The following is a 22,389-nucleotide window of genomic DNA, read 5'->3' as shown; positions in this document are numbered from 1 at the left end:
CAACGGTAATTTAAGTGCCGATATTCCTGCTCTCAAAGGGTCGCATATTCTTCCATGTCGATCTGGTACTATAAAAGTGTTCGATCATAAGCGTAACCCAATCGCGTGTCTCGGAAGCTATTCATTTTTTATGGGGGCGGATCCGTTCGATTTGCGGCAACGCTGATATCCGAATCTCGCCGATATTTTCATGCTGCAAGAATCGATCCTTTTCCTTCGGGAGCCGGATGCAAAGGTGGTTGCGGCGTTGAAAGTCGGTATTGGAAAGACGCCTCGTCCGGACTAGGACTGCGGCACGTCATACAACCGGGAAATCGCAATCGATGCACTTCAAGATCGGCTACGGTAATCACTACAATTTCGGGCTTTCTGTCTCGCACACCCTGATGATGCTGAAACACGGGTTGGAGGATCTGGGCCATCGCGCGGATATCGAGAAGGATCTGCAACCCGGCTTCGTGAACATCATTGTCGAGAACTTCACGAACGACTATGTCGCCGCGCTTGAGGATCAATGGACGTCGGACACCCGGCTGATCGTCATCGGCACGGAAATCGTCACCGATGGGACCTTCAACAACTTCTCCACGGATTCCGGCGATACCGGGCATCCCTGGGACCGGCGGCTGGACAATTATCGCAATAGGCCGGTTTTGAACGAACGGTTCCGGAACTTCCTCAGTCTCGCGCCACGGATGGATGCGGTCTGGCATCTGGCCTTTCAGCAGGTGGAACCCTTCAAGGCCCATCTTCCCGATACGGTCGTCAACTATGTCGCCCATGGCTATACCGATAGATGCGCCACGGTGCGCCAACTGCCGGACAGTGAAAAGGACATCGACGTCTTTTATTCGGGCTCGATGACCCGGTATCGGGCCGCTATCCTTGAAGAATTGAAAAACGCCGGTTTCAAAATGGGCGTGACGCATCAGATGACCGCGCCGTTTCATCGGGATGATCTGGTCGCGCGGTCGAAACTGGCGATCAATATCCGGCAGGACGAATCCTGGCCCTACGAATCCAATTCGCGGCTCTATTATCACATCGTCAATGACTCCGTGGTCCTGACCGAAGCTTGTCCGGACTCCTCCGATTTGCATGACTACGCGCCGGAAATATCCGGATCCGTCGTCGATTTCGTCGCGTCGCAACTGGCGCTCGGCGACTTTACCGACCGGGCCGTCGCCGAGCGTGAGCGGCTGGCCAAGGCGCGGCCGATGGCGGGCGTCCTTGCGCCGTTATTGGCGGAAATCGGGATAGACTAGACCGACGGGGCTTTCAGTGCGGCCAGGATCGGTTCCGCGATCAAGCGTGTCGCAATGAACGCGTCGGTCAGCAGCAATTCCTCCTGCCGCAGCCTGTCCAGGATACTATCGCCGTCACTGGCGGCCGGAATACCCAGCTTCCACGCCAGATAGCGGGCTGCCCCGGCGGGCACTTTGGATGGCGACAAGAGGGGACGGCTGTCGCGCATTCGTTGAACGAAGCGCAAATAGACCGCGTGCAATTTCCCCTCAGCCAATTGGCTGTCCGTTGCGGTGTTCTCCACCAGCAATGCCAGGACGCGCGGCAGGTGCCAGGGATAGTCCGCAAACTGTGCAGGTTGGGACTCCAAGGCGCGCTCTTGCTTCAGGTCGCAGAGCAGGGTCATCGCCGTCGCCGCATGGTTTGCCGGGTCCACCATTGCGGCCAGCCCGGCCCGTTCCGCGGCTGCGGCGGTGTCGCCCCCGGCCCAGGCCCGTTCGGCCCCGACCATGCCCAAGGCGGCTACCAGAAGGGAGGCTTCGGAGCCCGTGCGATTTTTGATCCGTGTTGTGGTGGTTTCCTCGTAGAGACGGCCGAGCGGCAGGCCCAATCGGTTCAGGAAAACGCCGAGCCAGTAATCCGGGATCGCCATGCCGTCCAAACTTTGCCCGGCGTACCCCTCTCGGTTTTCCCAAACGGCCTCCGCCGCGGCTTCGAATCCGGGACGGTCGCGGGCCTGCCAGGTTTCGGCCAAGCGAAGAAACGCGCCGCTAAGGTCGCGTTGCAGGGCAGGAATCCGTGCAGGATGGCCGCGCAACGGGGTAAACCCGCCATCCTCCGCCAACCATTCGGCCGGGGGCGTGGCCCCGCGGGCCTTCACGGCCAGGTCCGTATAGCCGGCGGAACGGGTCGTCCACGGTGCCTCATGCGCCGGCGCCGGAAGACCCCGCACCGTAAACCAGTCGAGCGGCGCGGCGGCGCTGCGGGGCCGTCTTGAAGGTCTGCCGCCATGGCGGATCAGAAGCGACTGGAAGGCCGCGTATTTCAGCCACCGTTCTTCCGCCGCGGGGGAGCCGGGGGACAAGGCGGACAGACGCTGCCGGATTGCGCCCCATCGGGTGCGCAGTCGCTCGGCATAGTCGTCGTAGCGGGCCAAATGGGCCGCAATGTCCTCGGTGATATGGTCCGGGCGATAGGTGAAAACGCCCCAGTCCTCACCAGGGAAATAATCGAGAACGCCGGAATCCGCTTCGCATAGGACGAAGGCCCCACATTCAAGGGCTTGCATGGCCCGCGTGCTGAAGCTGCCGGGCGCCCGGACCGAAACCAAGGCAAACCGGGCAGATTGCAACCCGGCGGCATAATCGGACAGGGGCCGCGTACTGTCGAACAGATCAATCCGATAGGCTTCGGGAACTTGGCTGACGGCGAAGAAGCGCGCCGGTTTCTCGTGATAGATTGGGGTGCCGTAGGAACCGGAAAAGAACAGGTCGGTTTTCCTGTCATTGTCAGGGGCCGGCCCGAAATCGGCCAGCGAGGGATGAAACGCCGACAAACCGCCGAACAACGGGCCGCTCGCCGTCGGTGTTCCGGTGATTGCCCGAAGCATCGCGGCCTGACCTGATGTGCCGGCGATGGCCCGGTCATAGTCCCGAACCGGATGCAGTCCTGTCAGCACATGCACGTCGGGATCGGTCAGATGGATCAGGTAAGGCGTGTCGTTGCCGGGCGCACGAAGGGGTGGCGGGCCCGCGAAGTCGAACCCGAACAGGAACGCGGCTTCATCCAGGGTGTTTCCAAGCGTTTTATTGTCGCAATCGTCCAATGCGATATCGCAATCCTGACCGCTTGATCCGACGGTGGTGACGGCGAAGCCGTCGACTTGTTTGCATGAGGACAAAAGCGGTGCGCGGGCGGTCTGAAACAGACAGGGGATCGGTTCGTCCTTGAGCAGATCCAGAAATGCTGCGCACAAGCGGTCTTCGCGACGGGCGCTCAATATCGTCCGTGCTTCAGCTGTATTACCGCCCAGCCAGTGACCGAAAGCCAGGATGGCGGCGGTGCCCGCCGGGACTTGCCGATCTGCGGGATCGGTGCCCGATAGCAATGGCAGGCCATCCAATGGGTTGCCGATCATCACCAGCGCCAGGCCTTTCAGGATCGGGTCGTCGGCAAGGCGGGCGGCAGCCTGATAATCGGCCCGTTCAAAGGCATCCTGCGCGGATTGGTTCATCCGGAAATGGGCCCCAGAAAGCCGGCGGCGCCGGCCAGTGCCTCCGGTGTGCCGATATCCAGAAGCGGCGCGGAGACGGGATGATCGGCAACGCGGCCCTGGGTGACCCAGTGTGGCAGCATCTGCCGTTCCAGCGAAATGTCGGATCCGTCATACCGTCGATCTTCGAAGTACGGCGGGTCGAACATCCCCCGGTCAAATAAATAGACACCGGCATTGATCCGTCCCGGACCATCGGAAGACTTCTCCCCGAACCGGGTGACACGGCCGTCTTCGACCGCGACCGTTCCGAAACGCGCGGCATCGGCAACGGCGGTCGTCAGAAGGGTGACGCCGGCTTCCTTATGCATCTCGGTGTGCCGGGCCAGCATCGCGCCCGGATCGTAATCGATCAAACTGTCGCCGTTCAGGACGAAGAATCGTTGCCCGCGGGTGGGGGACAATGCATTCAGGATCGCTCCACCGGTGCCGAGGGGGCGGTCTTCGATGCTGGCGGTTACCCGCAGATCGGCCATATCCGCGCGCATCAGATAGTCGATGACCTGTTCCGCCATTACGCCCAGGCAGAAATGGGCCTGTGTGAAACCTTGCCGCAACAGCCGGTTCAAAAGGATATCCAGAAAGGGAACTCCATCCACCGGGGCCAGTATTTTCGGCAATTCGGGCAGGACGTCGGCCAGCCGCGTCGCCTTGCCGCCGGCGAGGATCAGAACTGGCGGCAGCGCCGTCATGATACCGTCCGGCGTTGTTGCAGCAGCGATGCGTCAGACATTGGTAAACCGTTTCGCGTTGATCATCCGGTATCCCATGATCAGTTCCGCGATCCCCGTTTCCAAACTATAGGCCGGGACATAGCCCGTCGCTTCGATCTTTGCGTTGGAGACGAGGTAGTCGCGTTTGTCCGGGTCCTCGCCAACAGGCGCTTCCAGAATCTGCAGGGCGGGGACCTGTTCCTTGATCTTTTCGCACAGCTCCCGCTTGGTCAGGTTTGCGTCGGACAGACCGACATTGAAGACATTGTCGCGCAAGGTATCGAATTTTTCCAATCCGTGCAGGAAAGCGCGCGCCACGTCGCGCACATGGATGTAGTTGCGGCGGAAATGCGCCTCGAACAGCACGATGGAACGGTCGGTGACGGCGCGGTGGACGAAATCGTTGACCAACAGGTCCAGACGCATCCGCGGCGCCATGCCGAATACGGTCGCCAGGCGGAACGAAATCGCATTGCCATGGGCCAGCACGGCGGCCTCGGCGTCGACCTTGGTTCGGCCATAGAGCGAGATCGGGTTGAGCGGGCTTTCTTCGGTGCAATAGCCGTCTTTCGACCCGATGCCATAGCCGGAATTGGTGATTGGCATCAGTATACGCTGGTCCCGACCCAATACCGACAGCATGGTCTCGACCGCAGTGAGGTTGACGGAAACGGCGGCCTCCGGCTCCCGCGCGCAAAGCGGTGCGCCGACCAGGGCGGCCAGCGGAATGACGACATCATGCTTGGTGTAGAGCGGCTTCATCGTGCCGCTGTCACGCACATCTGCTCGCAACAGGTCGAAACCCGGCTTGGCGCAAAGATGGGCGAGGGAAGGGATGCCATGCGCGAAACTGTCGACCGCCGTGACCTCATGGCCTTGGTCCAGCAGATGCTCGCATAGGATGGACCCCAGATATCCCGCAGCGCCCGTCACCAGGATTTTTTGTCCATCCGCCATCTGCCCATCCGCCATCTGTGGTTCCGCCTTTGTTGGTTTGGCCTATTGCGCGGCGCGGTCCAGCACGTCGCGCAGGCGGTGGATCTGATCGGTCAGGTCCAATGGATGATTGCCTACAAAGAATCCCCGGTCATGGGCAAGGTTCGCGTTCGGCAGGTCGTCGTGGCAAGTGTAATCGAAATGCTCGATAACTTCATGCCGGGGATAGCATCCCCCGGTGATGATGCGGAAGCCGATCTTGTTGGCGGAAAGCGCGTCGAAAATGCCCTTTCGGTCCAGATCCATCGCCGGGTTCAGAACCAGTGTGAAGCTGAAGGCGGATGACCGGCCTTCCTTTTCCCGTTGAATGATAAAGCGTTCGTCCTCGCCGAAAAGGGAGGTGAACAGCCCCCAATTCCGGCGGCGCTGGGCCGTCATTTCAGGCAGTTTGTCCAATTGCACCAGCCCGACGGCCCCACTGAATTCCAGGGGACGGACATTGTAGCCGGGCAGGATGAAGCGATAGGCCTCGAACAAGTCATCGTCGCCGCGGGTCACCAATTCGTTGTCGTCCGGCAAATCCCGGGTCCAGCCATGCGCCCGAAGCGCCCGGCAAAGATGGGCCAGCTCCCGGTCGTTGGTCATGATCATCCCGCCTTCCATGGTCGAGATGTGGTGCGAAAAGAAGAAACTGGCTGTCGAAATGTCGCCGAATGTGCCGGTCGGCTTGCCGCCAATATCCGCGTCCAGGCTTTCGCAATTGTCTTCCATGAAGATCAGGCCGCGGTCATCCGCCAGTTTCCGCATCTGTCCCAGCGCCGCCGGATTGCCCAGGATGCTGACCGCCATCAGCATTTTGGTGTTGGGTGTTATCGCGTCTTCAAGCTTGGCCATGTCGACGTTCAAGGTGTCCAGTTCCACGTCGACGAAGCGCGTCTTCAGCCCGTATTGCTGTAGTGGCGTATAGGTCGTTGTCCAGGAAATCGCGGGTACGATCACTTCATCGCCGGGTTTCAGCGCCGGGCCTTGTTTGCGAAAGGCAAGCGACGCGGTGGAAACGAGGTTCGCGGAAGAGCCGGAATTGGTCATGATCGCGTAGCCCATGCCGAAATGGGCGGCGAACGCGGCTTCGAACGCCTTCACCTTGTCGCCCATAGTGAACATGCCGCTGTCGATCACGGCCTGCATGGCGTCGATTTCCCGCGCATCCCAACTGGTTGCGGCCAGTGCAAATGGTTCGGTCACGGACATTCCCTTCAAAACGATACAGATACGCGAACAGGCAAACCGATCATCCGCCCGCGCGCTGGGACGGCTTTTGCGCGACGCCCCCGTTGATCTTTTCAAGCGTCGGGTCTGCCTGCATCAGCCGGATGACATCGTGCCATGTGAAGCTGAGGTCACCGTCGGGCAGACGGTCAAGCAATTCGGCGATCAGGTCCAGATCCCTCTGTTCGTCCACGCAGAACCGGTACTGCGCCGCAGGCGTATCGGTTTCCAACTGCCGCCAGCCGAACCGCTCCGGATGGCCGTATAGGAAAGGGGTCACATGCTCGCGCGCATAGGGGTCTGTCGCCTCTTTAAAGGCTTGGGCCAGGGCGCTGAAACGCATGACCTCCACGTCCATCCCGCGCGGGAAATGTGACAAGCTGAGATTCATGTAGTCGATTTCCGGCGGGGCGTCCTTCAGGGACCGAACGGCGTAATCGACCAGGGACGGATCGATCAGGGGGCAGTCCGCGGTCACCCGCACGACGATGTCCGGATCGTGCCGCACCGCGCAATCGAAAAACCGGGTCAGGACGTCCTCGACCGGGCCGCGATGGCACGGAACGCCAAGATTGACGGTGAACAGTTCGATGGCGTCGTCTTCCATCAGATGCGTGGTGGCGACGGCGACCGTATCGACCTCTGTGGCCTGCTGCAGCCGGCGCAGGTGATAGAACAGCATCGGCTGACCATGGATCGGCAGCAATACCTTGCCGGGCAGCCGGCTGGACCCCATACGGGCTTGGGAAATACAAACTGTCTTCATCTATGCCCCGGTTTGGTCTGTAGGACGCTTCCGTGCCGTTTCTGCCCGGTTTCGATGCAAACTTCTGACCAAGCGTTACCGTACAGGCCGGGAATTGCCAATCCGCCGGACAGGCAACTGGACGCTGAACGGCGAAGCGGACAGAGTGGCCGGATAGAAAATGTGCACCGCGCCGCGAACCGGCATGGCTTTCGCAAGCTGTTCGGCGGGACGTTGTATCGATTTGTGAGGACTGAATGGCCGATCTCGACCTGCTGCTGATTAATCCGCCGGGCAAGATGGAAATCTATCAGAATCTGGGTGCGGGCCTGGCGGCTGTCGAACCGCCGGTCTGGGCGGGGCTGTTGGCGGAACATGCGCGGATGAAAGGCTTTTCCGTCGCCTTGTTGGATGCCGAGGCGGAAGGCCTGACGCATGAGCAGACCGCGGCGAAGGCGGCGCAGTTGGATGCGGCGCTTACCCTGTTCGTCGTCTATGGCCAGCAGCCGAGTGCGTCCACTCAATGCATGCCGGGTGCCAGAAAATCAGCGACGGCCTTCCGCGCGCAGTCGGACCGGCCCGTCGCGATGATGGGAACGCATTGCGCCGCCCTGCCGGAACGGACCTTAAGGGAAGAGCCGGTGGATTTCGTTTTCACGGGCGAGGGACCGGCGACGCTGGATGCGCTTCTTGCCCATCTGGTGTATGGCCACGGAAGCCTCGACTCGGTGCCGGGCCTGGTCCGTTGGCAGGATGGCGACGTCGTCGCCGCCGCGCCGTCATCCAACGTCGCCGATCTGGATGCGGTCTTGCCGCGCCAGGCGCTCGATATTCTGGATATGACCAAATACCGGGCCCATAACTGGCACGCGTTCAATGACTTGGCGCACCGGGAAAACTACGCCTCCCTGCAAACCAGCTTGGGCTGCAGTTTCAAATGCTCCTTCTGCTGCATCAACGCCCCCTTTGGCGGGCCGGGCATGCGGTATTGGTCGGTCGATACGGTGATGGCCCAGATCGACGAGATGGTGACGAAATACGGTGTCCGTCATATCAAGATCCCGGATGAAATGTTCGTCCTCAATCGCCGCCATGTTTCAGACCTGTGCGATGCGTTGATCGAACGCGACTACGGCCTCAATTTCTGGGCCTATGCGCGGATCGACACGCTGCACCCGGAGCTTCTCGGAAAACTGAAGAAAGCCGGTTTTAATTGGCTCTGTCTGGGGATTGAATCGGGCAGCAAGCATGTCCGCGACGGCGTCACCAAAGGACGGTTCGGCAATGTGGACATCGCCGATGCGGTTTCCAGAACCCGGGATCACGGCATTTCTGTTCTTGGAAACTACATTTTCGGTCTGCCGGACGACACGATGGACAGCATGCGGGAAACGCTGGACCTCGCGCTCGAACTGAATACGGAATGGGCCAATTTCTATTGTGCCATGGCCTATCCGGGATCGGCGCTCCACATCCAGGCGAAGGCCGCCGGGCTGCCGCTGCCGGAGGACCCCGGCGGTCCCGGTTGGATCGGCTATTCCCAACATTCCTACGATTGCATGCCGTTGCCGACGGAAGCGCTCGCGGCGGAACAGGTGCTGGCCTTCCGCGACCAGGCCTTCATCGATTATTTCGATCGGGCCGATTACCAAAAGATGGTGGGGGAGACATTCGGCGAGGACGCGGCGCAGAATGTCCGCGACATGCTGAAAATGACGCTGCCCCGGCGCCATCACAAGGAACCGGGTTGGATGACCCGGCTGCAGCCAGAACCGGTCTAGTGTGTGCCTAGACCGCCACTGAATGCCGCGCCGTTCCGGTCGACAGATAGGCGTCGAAGACGGAGGCGACGGTGCGGACCAGCGGTTTTCCGGCTTCGGTCAGGCGCAGAACGGATCCGTCCCGTATGACCAAGCCGTCGCGTTCCATGTCGCTAAGGCTGGACAGGTCCATGTCGAAACAGCCGGGTGCGCCACCGTGATGCAGGATGGCGGCGTCCAGGTCGACTTCGCCGCGGCACATCAACGCTTCGATCACATGGCCGCGCAGCGTGTCCTCCCCCTGAAAAGCATGCCCTTTCGCGACCGGAAGCGTGCCGGAGGTCACGGCGCGCGCCCAGGCGCCGGTTTCAGCAATGTTCTGAACATAGCCCGACGGGGTGCGGCCGATGGAGGTCGCGCCGACGCCCAGCAGGGTTTCGGCCTTATCGGTCGTATAGCCCTGAAAATTCCGGCGTAGCGTGCCGTTGCGCGCGGCGATGGCCAGGTCGTCATGGGGCAGCGCGAAATGGTCCAGGCCGATGGCCTCGTACCCCGCGGCGCTGATCATCCTGGCTGCGGCCTCGGCCTGGTCGATTCGCGCCTGTGCGCCGGGCAGGGCGGCTTCATCGATCAGGCGCTGCTTCTTCGCCATCCAAGGCACATGGGCATAGCCGAACAGGGCCAGGCGGTCCGGTTTCAAGGCCGCGCAGGCGGCAATGGTCGCGCGCAGGGTATTCACGGTTTGATGCGGCAGGCCGTAGATCAGGTCGAAATTTATGCCTGTGATGCCGGCGTCCCGCAGGCCGTTGACGGCGGAAACGACCATTTCCTCCGGCTGGATACGGTTGATCGCTTTCTGGACCTTGGGGTCGAATTCCTGAATGCCGAAACTGGCGCGGGTGAAGCCCAGCTTGCCGATGCGGCGGGTCATTTCCGGCGTCAATGTGCGGGGGTCGGATTCAATGGCCAGTTCCGCGCCCTCATTCACCGTGAAATGGGCGCGCACCGTGTCCATCACCCGTTCCAGGTCGTCGGGTTCAAGGGCGGTCGGTGTGCCGCCGCCGAAATGCAGATGGGACAGACCGACCCGGCCGGGCAGATGCTCCGCGACCAGTTCCAATTCCCGGATCAGCGTTTCTACATAATCCGCGACGGGTTCGTAGCGCGACGCCAGCTTCATATTGCAGCCGCAATACCAGCAAAGCTTCCGGCAGAAGGGGACATGGAGATAGAGGGAGACAGGCTCAGCCGGGTTCAGCGCCTCCAGCCAACCGGCATAGCCGCGCCCGCCGACGCCTGAATCGAAATGCGGCACGGTGGGATAGCTGGTGTACCGTGGCACCGCCATTGAGGCGTATTTCTGAAACATCGGGGGCATGTCACTCTCTTCCAAACCAAGAAATCCAACATTCGTTGCATCTTAGGTTCCATGCGCGGACACGGCTGTCGTTGATCAGGATCAAGTGATGGAGGGAGGTGGATTGTGGCATGGACCATTCCAGGGCCGATGCCCTAGGCTGCACGCAACCAATGCCGATTTCGAAAAGGGAGTGAGATGAAACACGTCAAGGACATGGTCGCCGAAGCGAATGCGAAAATCCGCTGCGTCACCGGGGCGGAGGCGACGGAAATGCTCGGGCGGGACGACGTTCAATTCGTCGACCTTCGCGACGTTCGCGAACTTCAGCGCGAAGGCATGGTGCCGGGCGCGTTTCATTGTCCGCGGGGCATGCTGGAGTTCTGGGTCGACCCTGAAAGCCCCTATGCCAAGCCGGTCTTTCAGGAAGACAAGACCTTCGTCTTCTATTGCGCCAGCGGATGGCGCTCGGCGCTGTCCACCCTGGCGATGCAGGAGATGGGACTGCCGAAGGTGGCGCATATCAGCGACGGGTTCACCGGCTGGGTCAAAGCGGGTGGTGAGGTCGCCGCAAAAGAATAGATCCCCGTTCGGCTGGATGCCGTCAGGTGAAATAGCGCTCAACCAGATAGACCGTCAGCGGCAATGTCAGGAAGGACAGGCCGGTTTGAATGGTCACGATCGCGGCCATCAGCGGCGCGTCGCCCCCCATCTGCCGGGCGAGCGTATAGGCGGAGGACGCGGTCGGCGCCGCGCCGAATAGAAGGGCGATGGTCATCTCCAGCGTCGTAAGGCCGAGCAGCTTCGACAGGACCACGATCATCACGGGAAACACGATCATTTTCCCGATCACGGAGAACAGGACGGGCAGGGTGGATGTCTGCATCGCGCGCAGCCGGATATTCGCCCCGACGCACATCAGCACGATTGGCAGCGCCGCTGCGCCCAGAATGCCCAATGTTTCGTGCAGGACCGGAATCCGGCCGATCCCGGCCAGATTCATCGTCAGCCCCAACAGGACCGATATCAGCAACGGGTTTCTTCCCAGATCGCGCAGGATGGGTCCCACGAACCCTGTCGTGCCCGCCTTTCGATGCATCGAGACCATGGCGGAAACCATTGTTACGTTTGTTATCGGGATCAGGATGGATGTCGCCAGGGCGGCGACCGCCAAGCCTTCGGTCCCATAGACGCGTTCCGCGACGGCAAGCGCTATGAAGGTGTTGTGCCGTGCCGACCCCTGAAGCACCGAACTGGCGATTGGGTTTGGCAGCCCCGCCAGTTTCGCGAGGCCGGTCCCCACCAGTCCCGCCGCCGCGAAGGCGCCGATAAGGACCGAGGCGTAGGACCCGATGAAATGCAGCGAAATTTCGATCGTGCTGGTCTTGTAGAACAACAGGGCCGGCATCAGCACCCAATAGACCAACTTGTCGTTCAGGTTCCAGAAGTCGGCATTCGGGATGCCGCCGCGCCGTAAGGCGTGGCCCAGCACGATCATCAGGAAGATCGGCGCGATGGAGAGGATGAAGTCTGTCACAACACCCTCTTTTTAAAGCGGTCCGCGCCAAGACCAAGTCTTTTATTCCAAACCCCTCGACCGGCGTTCTAATCGGAATGCTGCCGGTAGTGTTCGATGGTCTTCGCCAGGCCGTCGCGCAGCGCGGTTCGGGGCAGGGGTCCCAACAGCGGTTCCACGGGACTGTCCGCCAGGATGGCATGCATGGGGATGGGGTCGCCCTCCCAGGTCACCTCCGTTCCCGGGACAAGGTCCTTGATCGTCGCGGCGATGTCGGCGACATCCGCCACTTCCCCTTTCAGGGTGAAGGCGTGCGCCCCTTCGAAAGGGCGGGTGGCCGCGGCGTGAAAGGCGGCCGCGACATCGTCGACAAAGATCATATCGGCCGCGCCGGAATAGCCCATGTGGAAGCCTTCGCCCCGCGTCGCGGCGCGGCATGCCAGCGACGGACCGGCGGTCATGCCGGTTTCCCGGAACGGGCCGTAGATGACGGCGGGCCGGAAGCCGACGCTTGGAATGCCGGCGTCGCGCCAATAGGCCCGCGCCGCCCCTTCGCAGGCCAGTTTGAAAGCGGCGTATTGGGTGACCGGATAGGGGTCGATACCGTTATCCCCGCCGAACACCGCGCCGCTGCTGGCATAGGCAACGCCTTTCATGCCATGGGCCTTCGCCGCCTCGAAGACGTTCAATGTGCCGATCAGCAGGACCTGCGCGCCAAGGACCGGGTTCGCCGCGCAATCGGGCGTCAACAACGCGGCGAGATGGGCGATGAAATCACAGCCTTCCGCGGCGTCCTTCACTGCATCGCCGTCCCGGATATCGGCCACGCGCCAATCCAGGCCGTCGGCCTTCGCGCCCATGATCTTGCGGGCGATGGAGCGGTCGTCTTTTAGGTCCAGGACGCGAACCTGCGCGCCGGACTCAAAGAACCGGTGGATTACCCAGGCGCCGAGAAACCCGGCGCCGCCCGTGATGAGGACCCTCATTGCCCCATATCCGCGGCGCTCAGTTGATAGGCCAGGTTGTAGACGATCACCGCCGGATCGCCGAGGCCGCAGCTGCTGGCCGCGATCGCTTCCAGATACTGCGGGACCGAGGCTTCCAGTTCAGGCAAGCCGCTGCCCTCGACCAGGATGACGGCGTCGAACTCCTTCTCCTTCATCCCGGGGCGCAATTCCGTCTCCCGCGTCTTTACGCCGGATACCTCCGTCTTGGCCAATCCCAGATGCGCGCCGCAGGCGGCGGTAATATCGAGCAGGCCGTCGACCAGTTTCTGGGCGCCTTGCGTCACATCCGCGGCGCTGGCCCCGTCCTGCAGATCCAGACGGATGGTCGCCATCGCCCCGCCTTCGCCAACCCCCGCCGAAGCCACACGGTCGCAGGCGACGCGCAGGAAGTTTCGGAAGGTCGGCTGGACCTTGTTGCTCCAGTCGGTAGGGTTGTTGAGGCGCTCCAGATAGGCGGGGGAGCGGAAGACCTCTACCGTATCGCCACAATAGACCGTACCGTAGCGATATCGGGGAATGTCATGGTTGATCAGCCGCTTGCCTAGTTTGAAGCCCGGAATGGAAAGCCGTTCGGGCATGTGTTCGCGCGTATGCCATTCCATGTACTCGGTCTGTCCCGATGGTTCGATGTCGTGCCAGATCGCCAGAAAGGCATTGCCGGTTAGGGCCATGGGATGTCCTCCTTCTTTGTTAGTCGCGCGGCTCAATCGCCGAGCAGTTCCTTTGTTGCCGCCAGTGCGCGGCGTGCCACTTCCGACGGACCGATGCGGTCGGCGAGGGCATGGTTCGGGACCTCGACACTGACGGTCATGTCTTGTGGTATGAATTTGGCGATGGAGGCCAAGTCGATGCCACCCTCGCCGGGGATTAGCCGCGCGGTCCGCGCAACTTGAACCAGGGCCGCGTCGGATGTGTCGTAGGGAGCTGGGCCGTCGCAAATCTGGACATAGTTCATTAGACTTGTGGGAAGCGCCGCGAATTCCTCCAAAGTCGACCCGCAACGATCGAAATGCAGTGTGTCGAACAGCACGGCGGCGGCCGGATGATTGGCCGTTTCCACGATGCGGCGGGCCGTCGCCAAATCCTTCACCCCGGTCCAGGGCATGAATTCCAGGTCGGCGGTCAGGCGGTATCCGCCCAGTTTATCACACAGGGCCGTGTAGTTGTCCTGCACGCGGCTGATGTCGATATCGTCGACGGCGACCAGCACGTGGCGCGCGCCCAGCTCCGCGATCCGATCCAGAAAGGGCGTAAAATCGTCCAGCACCGTGGCAGGGTTCAGACGGATCATTTCCGCATCCGCCATGGTGACGCCGGTGGCGCGCATGGCCGCCTTCACCTCCGCCAGAAGCCTGTCATCCTCAAGAAGCGGATGGATGTTGTCGAGCGGCCCGGCTGGGAGCAGGCGGAAGCTCACCATGTCGTAGCCGTGATCGGCGGCAAGGCCGACGGCGGTGACCGGGTCGACCCCATTGCCCGTCAGATAGGCGAGGGAATAGGCGCGGCTCATGGCAAGTCATTCCCCAATTGCCGGAAGAACTGCGAGGCATCGGCCGCATTGGATAATTCCGTGGCCGCTTCCTTCAGCACTGGGACCAGTTCGGCGACTCGGGTTTTGGTCAGCCTCACCGCCGGTCCCGCTATCGACAGGCAGCCGATCACCGTATCGCTGTCGCCGCGCCGCAGCGGCACGGCCATCGCCGCCATGCCTTCCATGTAACTGTCGACAGCAAGCGCATACCCGCGCTTGCGGGCTGTTTCCAATATCTTCAGAAGGTCCTTCAGGGTCGACGGCGCGCCGCTGCCGGGGTTGAAACCCTCCGGCCTTATGCCTTGCCGGCTGACCAATGTCAGAGCGTCCTCGTCACTCATGGTGGAAAGCCAGGCTTGCCCGCCGGCGGCCGTCGCCAAATGAACGACAACCCCTTGTTCCTTGCCGGGATCGTAGCGTAGGCCGCCGGTCGCGCCTTGGGCGACAGCGACCCATACAAGCCGGTCTCCATCGATCACGGAAAGGCGGATCAATTCGCCACTGGCCGTGGCCAAACGGTCCAGTATCGGTTGGGCGATGTCTGTGACGCCGCTACGACCCAGGAAGCTGAGGCCTAGCGCAGCCAGTTTGACGGTCAGGCCATAGTCGCCCTGGTCCCGAACCTGCCGGACATATCCCAGCCGTCCCAATTCCTGCAATTGCCGATGAACGCCGGAGATCGGAATGCCCAATGCGTCCGCCACCTGACTGACCTGCTGCCCTTCGGGATGGGCGGCAAGCATTTCGAGAATGCGGAGGCCGCGTTCCAGCGCGCTGCTCATCTCGCCGCACCATTGCTGTCCGCTAGATCGGCAATCTGGATGGCGCGCCCCGTCTTGGACGATTGTTTGATGGCGACGACGACTTCCATGTTTCGGATGCCGTCGGTACAGGTGACCAGCGGTTCCGCCTTACCCCGCACGATCTGCCCGAAATGCTCCATCTGCGCGATATAAGTGTCGGTTTGCGTGAAGGGGACGGTGCCGTGTTTCAACGCGTGATACCAATTGCCGCCCGGACCATGTGTCCAATGGGACAAATCCGGCAGGCTCAGACCGCCTTGGCGCCCGGCATAGATATGCGTGATCGCGTCATGTTTCGGGAACCGCCCCGGATTTTCGCCAGATGATAGTTCCCAGGCCCAGGGGCCGACGGCGGCATCGGATAATGCGATGGTCGCCAATCCGGCTTTCTCGAAGGTGAGGATTGCCGCCGTGGTATCTTCAACAGGCAAGCCGCGCACGGCGTTAGAAGCGCTGCCTTGGACAGCCGCGACCTCACCGAAGAAATGCCGCAGAAGGTCAATATCGTGGATCGCGTTGATCAGCAGGGGGCCGCCTTGTTCCGGATCGGTCCGCCATGCGACGTCGAAATAATCGTCGGGTTTCAGAACGGCGCAGGTCACCGTGGCCATGACCAGGGGACCGATCGCGCCATCCTCAAGGGCGCGTTTGGCTGCTTTGATCAGCGGGTTGTGGCGCCGGTGATGACCGACCAGGACGGGCATGCCGGTTTTTGCCGCAGCTGCCGCCAATTGGGCGCTTTCCGCCAGGCTGTTCGCGACCGGCTTTTCCAGCAGGATCGGAAGGCCCGCTTCTAGCAATTGGCAGCCGATGGGGACGTGGGTGTCGTTGGGGGACGCCACGACAACCGCGTCCGCGATCTTGGCGGAGAGCAGATCGTCGACGGTTGTGAAATGACGGATTTGAAGCCCGGCTGCCAGGTCCTTTGAGGCGGGTGAGGGGTCGACGACCGCTGTCAGGACCATGCCGGGCACGGTCTTCAATGTGTCGATATGGGTGCGGCCGATGACGCCTGTGCCGACCACGGCCACCCTTATTTCCGTCATGTGTATTCCCCCTGTTTGGCTGAAGGTATACGAACTCGAGTAAAAAGTGAAAACTGTTTCTGTTATTGAACACAATTCTTTTTAGGTTACCGTGTCATCCCGTCGGTCTTTTGCCGAGCTAACCGGAAGTGTGGTCGCGTTCATGGGTATCGTAAAATCTCAAACCTCTCTCGAAACGAGTTGGGACGTGATTGTCATCGGCTCGGGCGCCGCTGGACTGTCCGCTGCCGTCTTTGCCGCGTTGGAAGGGGCGCGGGTGATCATATTGGAACGGTCGCACTTTGTGGGGGGCACGTCGGCCCTTTCCGCCGGATCCGTTTGGATACCGAATACTCGTCATGCCGCGGAAACCGGTGTCGAGGACAGCGTGGAAGAAGCGGGCGCCTTTCTGGACGCTGCGGTCGGTAACCGCTCTCCCCGGTCGATGCGGGATGCCTTCCTGCGTCTGGGGCCGGAAGCGGTGGCGCGCTTGGAAGCTGAGACGGACATAAGGTTCCGGTCGCGACCGTTCCATCCCGACTACCTTTATGAATTGGCGGGTTCGAAGACGGCGGGCCGAGCGATTGAGGCTCTGCCGTTCGACGGCGGATCGCTCCGGGAAGCGTTGCATTCGGTTCGACCGCCTTTGCCCGAGTTCACAGTGCTTGGCGGTATGATGGTCGACCGGGACGACATTGCGCATCTCTTGAAACTCACCAAATCCGCCATGTCTTTTGTCTATTCGGTGGGGCTGGTGGGCCGCTATGCCATCGACCGTCTGCGGTTCGGGCGCGGGGCCCGGATGGTTATGGGCAATGCATTGGTCGGCCGGTTGCTGAAATCGGCTTTGGACCTGGGCGTGACGGTGGCAATCGAAGCCGAGGTCACGGATATCGCCGGCGATCCCGATGCACGGACCGTCACACTGCGCCGCAATGGGGCGGAACAGACATTGACGGCCACCGGCGGCGTCATCCTGGCGTCCGGCGGTTTCGCCCGTCATCCGCAGCGCCGACTGGAATTCTTGCCTGATCCCGTGCCGGAATACACACCGGCCGCACCGGCGGGCACCGGAACCATGCATGACATAGCGCTTAAGCTTGGCGCGGTTTACGGGGAAGGGGCGGAGCAGCCGGTATTCTGGGCGCCGATGTCGCGTCGGCGGCGAAAGGACGGCAGCATGGCCGTGTTTCCGCATTTCGTACTCGACCGATCCAAGCCGGGTATCTTCTGCGTCGGGCGCGACGGACGGCGTTTCGTCAATGAAAGCACCTCCTACCACAAATTTGTCATCGCGATGTATGCGGCCAACCGGGAAGGCGCGACGATCCCCGCGTTTGAAGTGACGGATGCGGCGGGCTTGCGGAAATACGGGCTGGGCATGATCCGACCGGGCGGGCAGCGATTGGCGCCGTTTCTGCGCGATGGGTATCTGACCAAGGCGGATACGCTTCCCGACTTGGCGCGGAAACTCGATATCGACGCGCAGGGACTCGAGGAAACCGTCGCGGATATGAACCGGTATGCCGAGACCGGCGTCGATGAAGCGTTCCAGCGCGGCAGTACGGTCTATGAATGCGGCAACGGCGATCCGATGCACAAACCGAATCCGACCCTGGGTCCGACACGCACGCCGCCTTTCTACGCCATCAAGCTCTATCCCGGGGAGATCGGCGCCGCCGTCGGCCTGACCACCGACACGGATGCGCGACTGCTTGACCGGGACGGTCAGGTGATTGGCGGGCTCTATGCCTGCGGCAACGACATGCAGTCGATCATGGGCGGTGTTTATCCGGGTCCCGGCATCAACCTCGGCCCCGCCATCGCTTTCGCCTATGCCGCCGGCAAACATGCGGCTGGGCGTCGAAACTGAAAGATCGTACCATCGCCGAGGGCTGGGGATAGGGGCGCCAATGATTGGATATTGACAATGCTTGGGTAAAAAATGAAACCTACGTCAGTTTTGTTTTTTAACGGATCGGCGCGACCATGCTCCAAACCATCACATCCCCTTTTCTCTATGCCGATGTACTGCTTGCGCAGAGCGAGGGGATGGCCAAGGGGGAGCGCACCCGCGCCCGCATCATGAAATCGACTAGTGAGATCTTGAACGAGACCGGCCCGCTGGACCTGCGGGTGACGGATGTCTGCGAGCGGGCGGGTATTTCAAACGGCACTTTTTATATCTACTTCACCGACAGGGTCGGATTGCTGGAAGATTTGCTGACGGGCTTCGTCGGCTTTCTGCAGGACAGTATGCGCGAGGCGAGCCGACAAGAACCGGAGGGCCCGATCCGTGCCGCGACCGAAGCCTATTACGAGCTGTTCCGCCTGAACCGGGGCATGATGCGGTGTTTGATACACCACATGGACAGCTTCCCCGGCGCGAAACAGGTGTTTCACACGCTGAACGCCGCGTGGGTGGAAGCCGTCGTTTCCTCGGTGCGGATGCGCTTGAAGCGGGATGGTAGTGAAGGCGCGGTGGCGCCGGATGAATTGACCCGCCGCGCCTATGCTCTTGGCGGTATGGTCGATCAATATCTTTCCAGCCTGTTTCTGTCCGAAGATCCGGGCCTGATCGCCGTTTCCGGCGACCGGGAAGCGGTCCTGGATACATTGACACTGATCTGGACGCGGGGGATGGCAAAATGACCACCGTGAAGAATGCCGAATTCACCACGCAGGCGGATCTCGCCGCTCATCATCGGGAGGCCTGGGAAAAACAAAGCACATATGTCGCGCGGCATTCGCCTTTCTACCAAGCCCTTTGGGCGGGCCGGAAACCGCCGCAGGATTTGCGGGATCTGCCCATGCTTCCGCTGTCGGAAAAAGCGCAATTGCGCACGTCGCAGGCGCGGCATCCGCCTTTCGGCGACTATCTGGCGGGCCGCCGCGCAGCGGTGAACCGATTGCATCGCACATCGGGAACAACAGGGCAGGCGATGAACCTGGCCCTTTCCGCCAAGGATACACAGGTGACGCAGGAAATCGGCGGCCGGTGCCACAAGGCGGCGGGGCTGACGGAAAAGGACACGGTCGTCCATTGTCTGAACTATCAGATGTGGATGGGCGGGTTAACCGATCACCTGACCCTTGAGGCAACCGGCGCGCTTGTCGTCCCCTTCGGGGTCGGCGCGACGGAACTGCTAGTGCGGACGATCCAAGAAGTCGGGATCAACGCTATTTCCTGCACGCCTTCCTATCCGAAAGTTCTGGAAAAGGTCATCGCGGAGAAGTTCCCGGGCCTGGACCCGCGCGACCTTGGTCTCAAGCTCGGCCTGTTCGGGGGCGAGGCCGGGGTCGACGACCCGGCCTTCCGCGCGCGGCTGAGAGAGACTTGGGGCATGCAGGCCCGTAACGCAAATTACGGCGTTTCAGACGTGCTGTCGAACTTTGGGGCGGAATGCCCGCACGATACCAGTCTGCATTTCATGGCTGCCGATGTTCTTTACCCGGAACTTATTGATCCGGAGACTGCCGAGCCGCTTCCGCTGGAAGCGGGCCGGGAAGGGGAGTTGGTCCTGACCCATCTGGTGCGCGATTGCCAACCGCTGGTGCGTTTCCGGACCGGGGATATCGTTTCGATCCGGGCGACGGATCCGTGCCGATGCGGGCGCACGGGATTCCGTTTCTCGGTCACCGGGCGCTCGGATGATATGGTCGTCGTGCGCGGCTTGAACATGTTTCCGACCATGGTAGCGGCCGTGATCAACGGCTTCTCGGAACTGTCGGGCGAATACCGCATCCAATTGGACATGCCGCCGCCCTACGACGTTCTTCCGGTCACGGCTGAATTGGCAAACGGGGCGGTTGATCCGGGTGATCTAACTGGACGGGTCGAAACCGCGATCAAATCCCAGCTTGGCGCCAGCGCAAAGGTGACGCTGGTACCGGCAGGTAGTCTTCCGCGGACGGAAGGCAAAACGAAACGTGTCGTCAGGGGATATCAATGACCGATTTTACATATGAAACCGTGTTGAGCGCGCTGGACGATCATGGCGTGCGCACCATCACCCTGAACCGACCCGACAGTTTGAACGCCATGAACCGGCAATTGATCGACGATGTCGCCAAGGCGTTCGAGGACGCGAACGCGGACCCCAAGACGAAAGCGATGATCTTCACCGGCGCGGGCAAGGCGTTCTGCGCCGGCGATGATCGTCGCGAACATGTCCATCCGGAAACGGAGGAGGAGGCGCGGGACCTCGTCCTGGCGATTCAGCGCGCGACCCACGCGATTACGCTGGGCCCGAAGCCGGTCGTCGGTGCGATTAACGGCTGGGCCGTCGGCGGCGGCTTCGAATGGGCGATCAATTGCGATTTCCCGGTCTGGGCCGAAAGCGCGAAAGGGTTCTTTCCGGAAGTTTCCCTCAACTTATTTGTCACCGGGGCCGTCACCAGTTTGTTGCCGGCCCTGGTCGGCCTGAACAAAGCGCGGGAGATGCTGACCTTCGGCGACCGCTACGCGGCGCAGGAATTGGGCGAAATCGGCTTGGCCTGGAAGGTCGTGCCGGACGCGGACCTGATGACGACGGCGCAGGAGACCGCGCATCGGTTGGCGGCGCTGCCGGTCCTGTCGGTCCGGGCTATGAAGAGGGTGCTGAACAGCGCCGCGGTGCCGGATATCAACAAGGCCCTGAACCTCGAGACCGAGGCCACGATAGCGGGCTTCATGGATCCCGAAACGACGCGGCTGCTGCAGCAATTCTGATCGACGTTAGGCAAGCGGCGCGACCCTTCAACTTTTCCGAAGGGGTGCGCTCTCACCCTTTCATGCGGCCCGTGTCAGTCGCGGGCGCACGGATTCGATGAACTCGGAATGCAGTGCCTTGATCACGGCTTGCAGGTCGTCGCGGTCCACGATGAACTGAACGTCCACGTTTCGCGGCCCCTGACTGGCACCGATTGCGCTGAGGCCGGCATCGGCAATGGCGACCAATCCACGCTGAAGGACGGACAATCCGTTCAGGTCCCGCCCGATGACCGACGCCATGGACAAGGTCCGTGTGGTGATCTCCGCAGACGGATAGACCTGCGCGATGTCCTTCTCGACCCGCCGCATGATTTTGAACGATGTGTCGAGGTAATGCGTGATCGTGTTGGCGTTCGAAACCTTCGATACGATCCGCACGCCATGTCGCTTCAATACTTCCAGAATGGCCGCGTCATAGCCTTTGACGCCGACCATATCCTGCTCGAACACTTCCAGCGTCATGATGTCGAGGCCGGCAATGATTTCGACGGCGGGCGTTTCAGCCGCATGATCGTCGATCAGCGTGCCGGGGTCGTCCGGCTCGAAGGCGTTGGTTATGCGCAGGGGGACGTTGGCCTGGCGCAATGTCTTCGCGGCTTTCGGATGGATGGCCTCCATCCCCATGTTCGACAACTGGTCGGCTACGTCATAATTCGTGCGTCCCAGTTTGTGCACAGCGGCTTCGCCGACCAGCTTCGGGTCGCAGGAAGACAAATGGAATTCCTTGTGGATGATCGCCTCGCGCGCGCCGGTCAGCGCGGCGAGCCTTGAAAACGTCACCTCGGAATAGCCGCGGTCGAATTCGCGCATCAGCCCTTGGGCGCATTGCGCATAACCCGTCACGATGGGCATTTCCGTATGCGGATCGATGCGTTCCATCGCCTGGGCAATGCGTTCGTCCAGGGTCACATTTCCCTCGTCACGCCAGCCCGACAAATCGACAAGCCGTGCGTTTACGCCCGCGCGCTGCAGCATCAAGGTGGTGACGAAAGCGGAGTGCACTTCGCCCAACCCGGACAGAAGCTCGCGGATCTGCAGCATGTGCTCGGACAGGCGGAAATGCCCATAGGCGCAAAGCCGTTGCAGGTCGATCAGGCAGTTGCGAATGCCAAGCGTGCGCTCGGACACAAAGGCGTCGGCCTGTTCGATGTCGCCGGGGTGGTCGAGCACCGCGTTATGGCGTTTTCGCATCTCCGACCCGACCCGCGTCAGCGCCTCGTGCCAACCATGGTCGCTTTCGGCATTGGCAAAATGGCCGTACACGCCGGGCTCTCCCGACTTCTTGTGCTCAAGCAACAGATCCGTGATACCGCCGAAGGCGGAGACCACGAACACACGGCCATACAGGGCTTCGCCCTGCCGGGACCCGATAAAGAGCGTATCCTTGAGTTGATCGACGCGGGACATCGATGTCCCGCCGATCTTCTCTACTGTATGGGTTTTGTTGGTCATGACGG

At 61.5% G+C, this 22,389-nt stretch carries 20 protein-coding genes; 7 read left to right on the top strand and 13 right to left on the bottom strand.

The window, feature by feature from the left end:
* Nucleotides 1-323: 323 nt before the first annotated feature.
* Entirely contained in the window at nt 324-1,265 is a 942-nt protein-coding gene (locus tag EOI86_RS10400; protein WP_127764982.1) for a hypothetical protein, read from the top strand.
* On the opposite strand, the gene EOI86_RS10395 is transcribed toward EOI86_RS10400, so the two are convergent.
* The 5 genes from EOI86_RS10395 to EOI86_RS10375 are packed head-to-tail and all read right to left on the bottom strand — an operon-like array spanning nt 1,262 to nt 7,201.
* Nucleotides 1,262-3,478, bottom strand: a complete 2,217-nt coding sequence (locus tag EOI86_RS10395; RefSeq protein ID WP_127764981.1) for a glycosyltransferase family protein — start codon at nt 3,476-3,478, stop codon at nt 1,262-1,264. The two genes, EOI86_RS10400 and EOI86_RS10395, sit on opposite strands and share 4 nt — an antisense overlap.
* The gene (locus EOI86_RS10390) at nt 3,475-4,209 is read right to left on the bottom strand and encodes a sugar phosphate nucleotidyltransferase (RefSeq protein WP_127764980.1); all 735 of its coding nucleotides are present in this window, start codon (nt 4,207-4,209) and stop codon (nt 3,475-3,477) included. Before EOI86_RS10390 ends, EOI86_RS10395 begins: the two co-directional genes overlap by 4 nt.
* A gap of 33 nt (nt 4,210-4,242) precedes the next feature.
* On the bottom strand, nt 4,243-5,187 hold the full coding sequence (locus EOI86_RS10385; RefSeq protein ID WP_127764979.1) for an NAD-dependent epimerase/dehydratase family protein: 945 nt from the start codon (nt 5,185-5,187) through the stop codon (nt 4,243-4,245).
* A gap of 42 nt (nt 5,188-5,229) precedes the next feature.
* Nucleotides 5,230-6,411, bottom strand: a complete 1,182-nt coding sequence (locus EOI86_RS10380; protein WP_240035611.1) for a DegT/DnrJ/EryC1/StrS family aminotransferase — start codon at nt 6,409-6,411, stop codon at nt 5,230-5,232.
* A 46-nt stretch (nt 6,412-6,457) separates the two neighbouring features.
* Nucleotides 6,458-7,201 (bottom strand): cytidylyltransferase domain-containing protein, encoded by a 744-nt coding sequence (locus EOI86_RS10375; protein ID WP_127764977.1) that lies wholly within the window; start codon nt 7,199-7,201, stop codon nt 6,458-6,460.
* Nucleotides 7,202-7,437: 236 nt separating this feature from the next.
* Between EOI86_RS10375 and EOI86_RS10370 the strand changes: the two genes are divergently transcribed.
* Nucleotides 7,438-8,961 (top strand): B12-binding domain-containing radical SAM protein, encoded by a 1,524-nt coding sequence (locus tag EOI86_RS10370; protein ID WP_127764976.1) that lies wholly within the window; start codon nt 7,438-7,440, stop codon nt 8,959-8,961.
* A 7-nt stretch (nt 8,962-8,968) separates the two neighbouring features.
* Here EOI86_RS10370 and hemN read toward each other — a convergent pair whose 3' ends face one another.
* A complete protein-coding gene (gene hemN / locus EOI86_RS10365) occupies nt 8,969-10,318 on the bottom strand; it encodes an oxygen-independent coproporphyrinogen III oxidase (RefSeq protein WP_127764975.1) in 1,350 nt (449 codons plus the stop codon).
* Nucleotides 10,319-10,495: 177 nt separating this feature from the next.
* Between hemN and EOI86_RS10360 the strand changes: the two genes are divergently transcribed.
* Nucleotides 10,496-10,879, top strand: coding sequence for a rhodanese-like domain-containing protein (locus EOI86_RS10360; protein WP_127764974.1), 384 nt, complete (start codon nt 10,496-10,498; stop codon nt 10,877-10,879).
* A 22-nt stretch (nt 10,880-10,901) separates the two neighbouring features.
* On the opposite strand, the gene EOI86_RS10355 is transcribed toward EOI86_RS10360, so the two are convergent.
* The 6 genes from EOI86_RS10355 to EOI86_RS10330 all read right to left on the bottom strand — a co-directional run bounded on the left by EOI86_RS10355 (nt 10,902) and on the right by EOI86_RS10330 (nt 16,200).
* Complete coding sequence (locus tag EOI86_RS10355; protein ID WP_205032121.1) at nt 10,902-11,834, bottom strand: AEC family transporter; 933 nt, start codon at nt 11,832-11,834, stop codon at nt 10,902-10,904.
* A gap of 68 nt (nt 11,835-11,902) precedes the next feature.
* The gene (locus EOI86_RS10350) at nt 11,903-12,799 is read right to left on the bottom strand and encodes an NAD-dependent epimerase/dehydratase family protein (protein ID WP_127764973.1); all 897 of its coding nucleotides are present in this window, start codon (nt 12,797-12,799) and stop codon (nt 11,903-11,905) included.
* Nucleotides 12,796-13,491, bottom strand: coding sequence for a hypothetical protein (locus tag EOI86_RS10345; RefSeq protein ID WP_127764972.1), 696 nt, complete (start codon nt 13,489-13,491; stop codon nt 12,796-12,798). Before EOI86_RS10345 ends, EOI86_RS10350 begins: the two co-directional genes overlap by 4 nt.
* A 32-nt stretch (nt 13,492-13,523) precedes the next feature.
* Complete coding sequence (locus tag EOI86_RS10340) at nt 13,524-14,330, bottom strand: sugar phosphate isomerase/epimerase family protein (protein ID WP_127764971.1); 807 nt, start codon at nt 14,328-14,330, stop codon at nt 13,524-13,526.
* On the bottom strand, nt 14,327-15,133 hold the full coding sequence (locus EOI86_RS10335; RefSeq protein WP_127764970.1) for an IclR family transcriptional regulator: 807 nt from the start codon (nt 15,131-15,133) through the stop codon (nt 14,327-14,329). The genes EOI86_RS10340 and EOI86_RS10335 overlap by 4 nt, the downstream gene beginning before the upstream one ends.
* Nucleotides 15,130-16,200, bottom strand: coding sequence for a Gfo/Idh/MocA family protein (locus EOI86_RS10330; protein ID WP_127764969.1), 1,071 nt, complete (start codon nt 16,198-16,200; stop codon nt 15,130-15,132). The genes EOI86_RS10335 and EOI86_RS10330 overlap by 4 nt, the downstream gene beginning before the upstream one ends.
* A gap of 142 nt (nt 16,201-16,342) precedes the next feature.
* Between EOI86_RS10330 and EOI86_RS10325 the strand changes: the two genes are divergently transcribed.
* The 4 genes from EOI86_RS10325 (at nt 16,343) to EOI86_RS10310 (ending at nt 20,890) form a co-directional block, all read left to right on the top strand.
* The gene (locus EOI86_RS10325) at nt 16,343-18,052 is read left to right on the top strand and encodes an FAD-dependent oxidoreductase (RefSeq protein ID WP_127764968.1); all 1,710 of its coding nucleotides are present in this window, start codon (nt 16,343-16,345) and stop codon (nt 18,050-18,052) included.
* Between the two features lie 116 nt (nt 18,053-18,168).
* Complete coding sequence (locus tag EOI86_RS10320; protein ID WP_127764967.1) at nt 18,169-18,831, top strand: TetR/AcrR family transcriptional regulator; 663 nt, start codon at nt 18,169-18,171, stop codon at nt 18,829-18,831.
* Nucleotides 18,828-20,132: a phenylacetate--CoA ligase family protein gene (locus tag EOI86_RS10315; protein ID WP_127764966.1), complete on the top strand. Its 1,305-nt coding sequence runs from the start codon at nt 18,828-18,830 to the stop codon at nt 20,130-20,132. The genes EOI86_RS10320 and EOI86_RS10315 overlap by 4 nt, the downstream gene beginning before the upstream one ends.
* Complete coding sequence (locus EOI86_RS10310; protein WP_127764965.1) at nt 20,129-20,890, top strand: enoyl-CoA hydratase/isomerase family protein; 762 nt, start codon at nt 20,129-20,131, stop codon at nt 20,888-20,890. Before EOI86_RS10315 ends, EOI86_RS10310 begins: the two co-directional genes overlap by 4 nt.
* A gap of 60 nt (nt 20,891-20,950) precedes the next feature.
* Here EOI86_RS10310 and EOI86_RS10305 read toward each other — a convergent pair whose 3' ends face one another.
* Nucleotides 20,951-22,384, bottom strand: coding sequence for an aspartate kinase (locus EOI86_RS10305; protein ID WP_127764964.1), 1,434 nt, complete (start codon nt 22,382-22,384; stop codon nt 20,951-20,953).
* Nucleotides 22,385-22,389 lie beyond the last annotated feature (5 nt).

The organism is Hwanghaeella grinnelliae, assembly GCF_004005845.1.
GTDB classification, from domain to species: Bacteria; Pseudomonadota; Alphaproteobacteria; order UBA8366; family Aestuariispiraceae; genus Hwanghaeella; species Hwanghaeella grinnelliae.
This window is presented reverse-complemented; position numbering and strand designations above follow the sequence as displayed.

What these genes read in the sequence shown, in the direction of transcription:
- EOI86_RS10400 (WP_127764982.1), top strand. Translation starts at nt 324, where the DNA reads ATGCACTTCAAGATCGGCTACGGTAATCACTACAATTTCGGGCTTTCT.
- EOI86_RS10395 (WP_127764981.1), bottom strand. Translation starts at nt 3,478, where the DNA reads ATGAACCAATCCGCGCAGGATGCCTTTGAACGGGCCGATTATCAGGCT.
- EOI86_RS10390 (WP_127764980.1), bottom strand. Translation starts at nt 4,209, where the DNA reads ATGACGGCGCTGCCGCCAGTTCTGATCCTCGCCGGCGGCAAGGCGACG.
- EOI86_RS10385 (WP_127764979.1), bottom strand. Translation starts at nt 5,187, where the DNA reads ATGGCGGATGGACAAAAAATCCTGGTGACGGGCGCTGCGGGATATCTG.
- EOI86_RS10375 (WP_127764977.1), bottom strand. Translation starts at nt 7,201, where the DNA reads ATGAAGACAGTTTGTATTTCCCAAGCCCGTATGGGGTCCAGCCGGCTG.
- EOI86_RS10370 (WP_127764976.1), top strand. Translation starts at nt 7,438, where the DNA reads ATGGCCGATCTCGACCTGCTGCTGATTAATCCGCCGGGCAAGATGGAA.
- hemN (WP_127764975.1), bottom strand. Translation starts at nt 10,318, where the DNA reads ATGCCCCCGATGTTTCAGAAATACGCCTCAATGGCGGTGCCACGGTAC.
- EOI86_RS10360 (WP_127764974.1), top strand. Translation starts at nt 10,496, where the DNA reads ATGAAACACGTCAAGGACATGGTCGCCGAAGCGAATGCGAAAATCCGC.
- EOI86_RS10350 (WP_127764973.1), bottom strand. Translation starts at nt 12,799, where the DNA reads ATGAGGGTCCTCATCACGGGCGGCGCCGGGTTTCTCGGCGCCTGGGTA.
- EOI86_RS10345 (WP_127764972.1), bottom strand. Translation starts at nt 13,491, where the DNA reads ATGGCCCTAACCGGCAATGCCTTTCTGGCGATCTGGCACGACATCGAA.
- EOI86_RS10340 (WP_127764971.1), bottom strand. Translation starts at nt 14,330, where the DNA reads ATGAGCCGCGCCTATTCCCTCGCCTATCTGACGGGCAATGGGGTCGAC.
- EOI86_RS10335 (WP_127764970.1), bottom strand. Translation starts at nt 15,133, where the DNA reads ATGAGCAGCGCGCTGGAACGCGGCCTCCGCATTCTCGAAATGCTTGCC.
- EOI86_RS10330 (WP_127764969.1), bottom strand. Translation starts at nt 16,200, where the DNA reads ATGACGGAAATAAGGGTGGCCGTGGTCGGCACAGGCGTCATCGGCCGC.
- EOI86_RS10325 (WP_127764968.1), top strand. Translation starts at nt 16,343, where the DNA reads ATGGGTATCGTAAAATCTCAAACCTCTCTCGAAACGAGTTGGGACGTG.
- EOI86_RS10320 (WP_127764967.1), top strand. Translation starts at nt 18,169, where the DNA reads ATGCTCCAAACCATCACATCCCCTTTTCTCTATGCCGATGTACTGCTT.
- EOI86_RS10315 (WP_127764966.1), top strand. Translation starts at nt 18,828, where the DNA reads ATGACCACCGTGAAGAATGCCGAATTCACCACGCAGGCGGATCTCGCC.
- EOI86_RS10310 (WP_127764965.1), top strand. Translation starts at nt 20,129, where the DNA reads ATGACCGATTTTACATATGAAACCGTGTTGAGCGCGCTGGACGATCAT.
- EOI86_RS10305 (WP_127764964.1), bottom strand. Translation starts at nt 22,384, where the DNA reads ATGACCAACAAAACCCATACAGTAGAGAAGATCGGCGGGACATCGATG.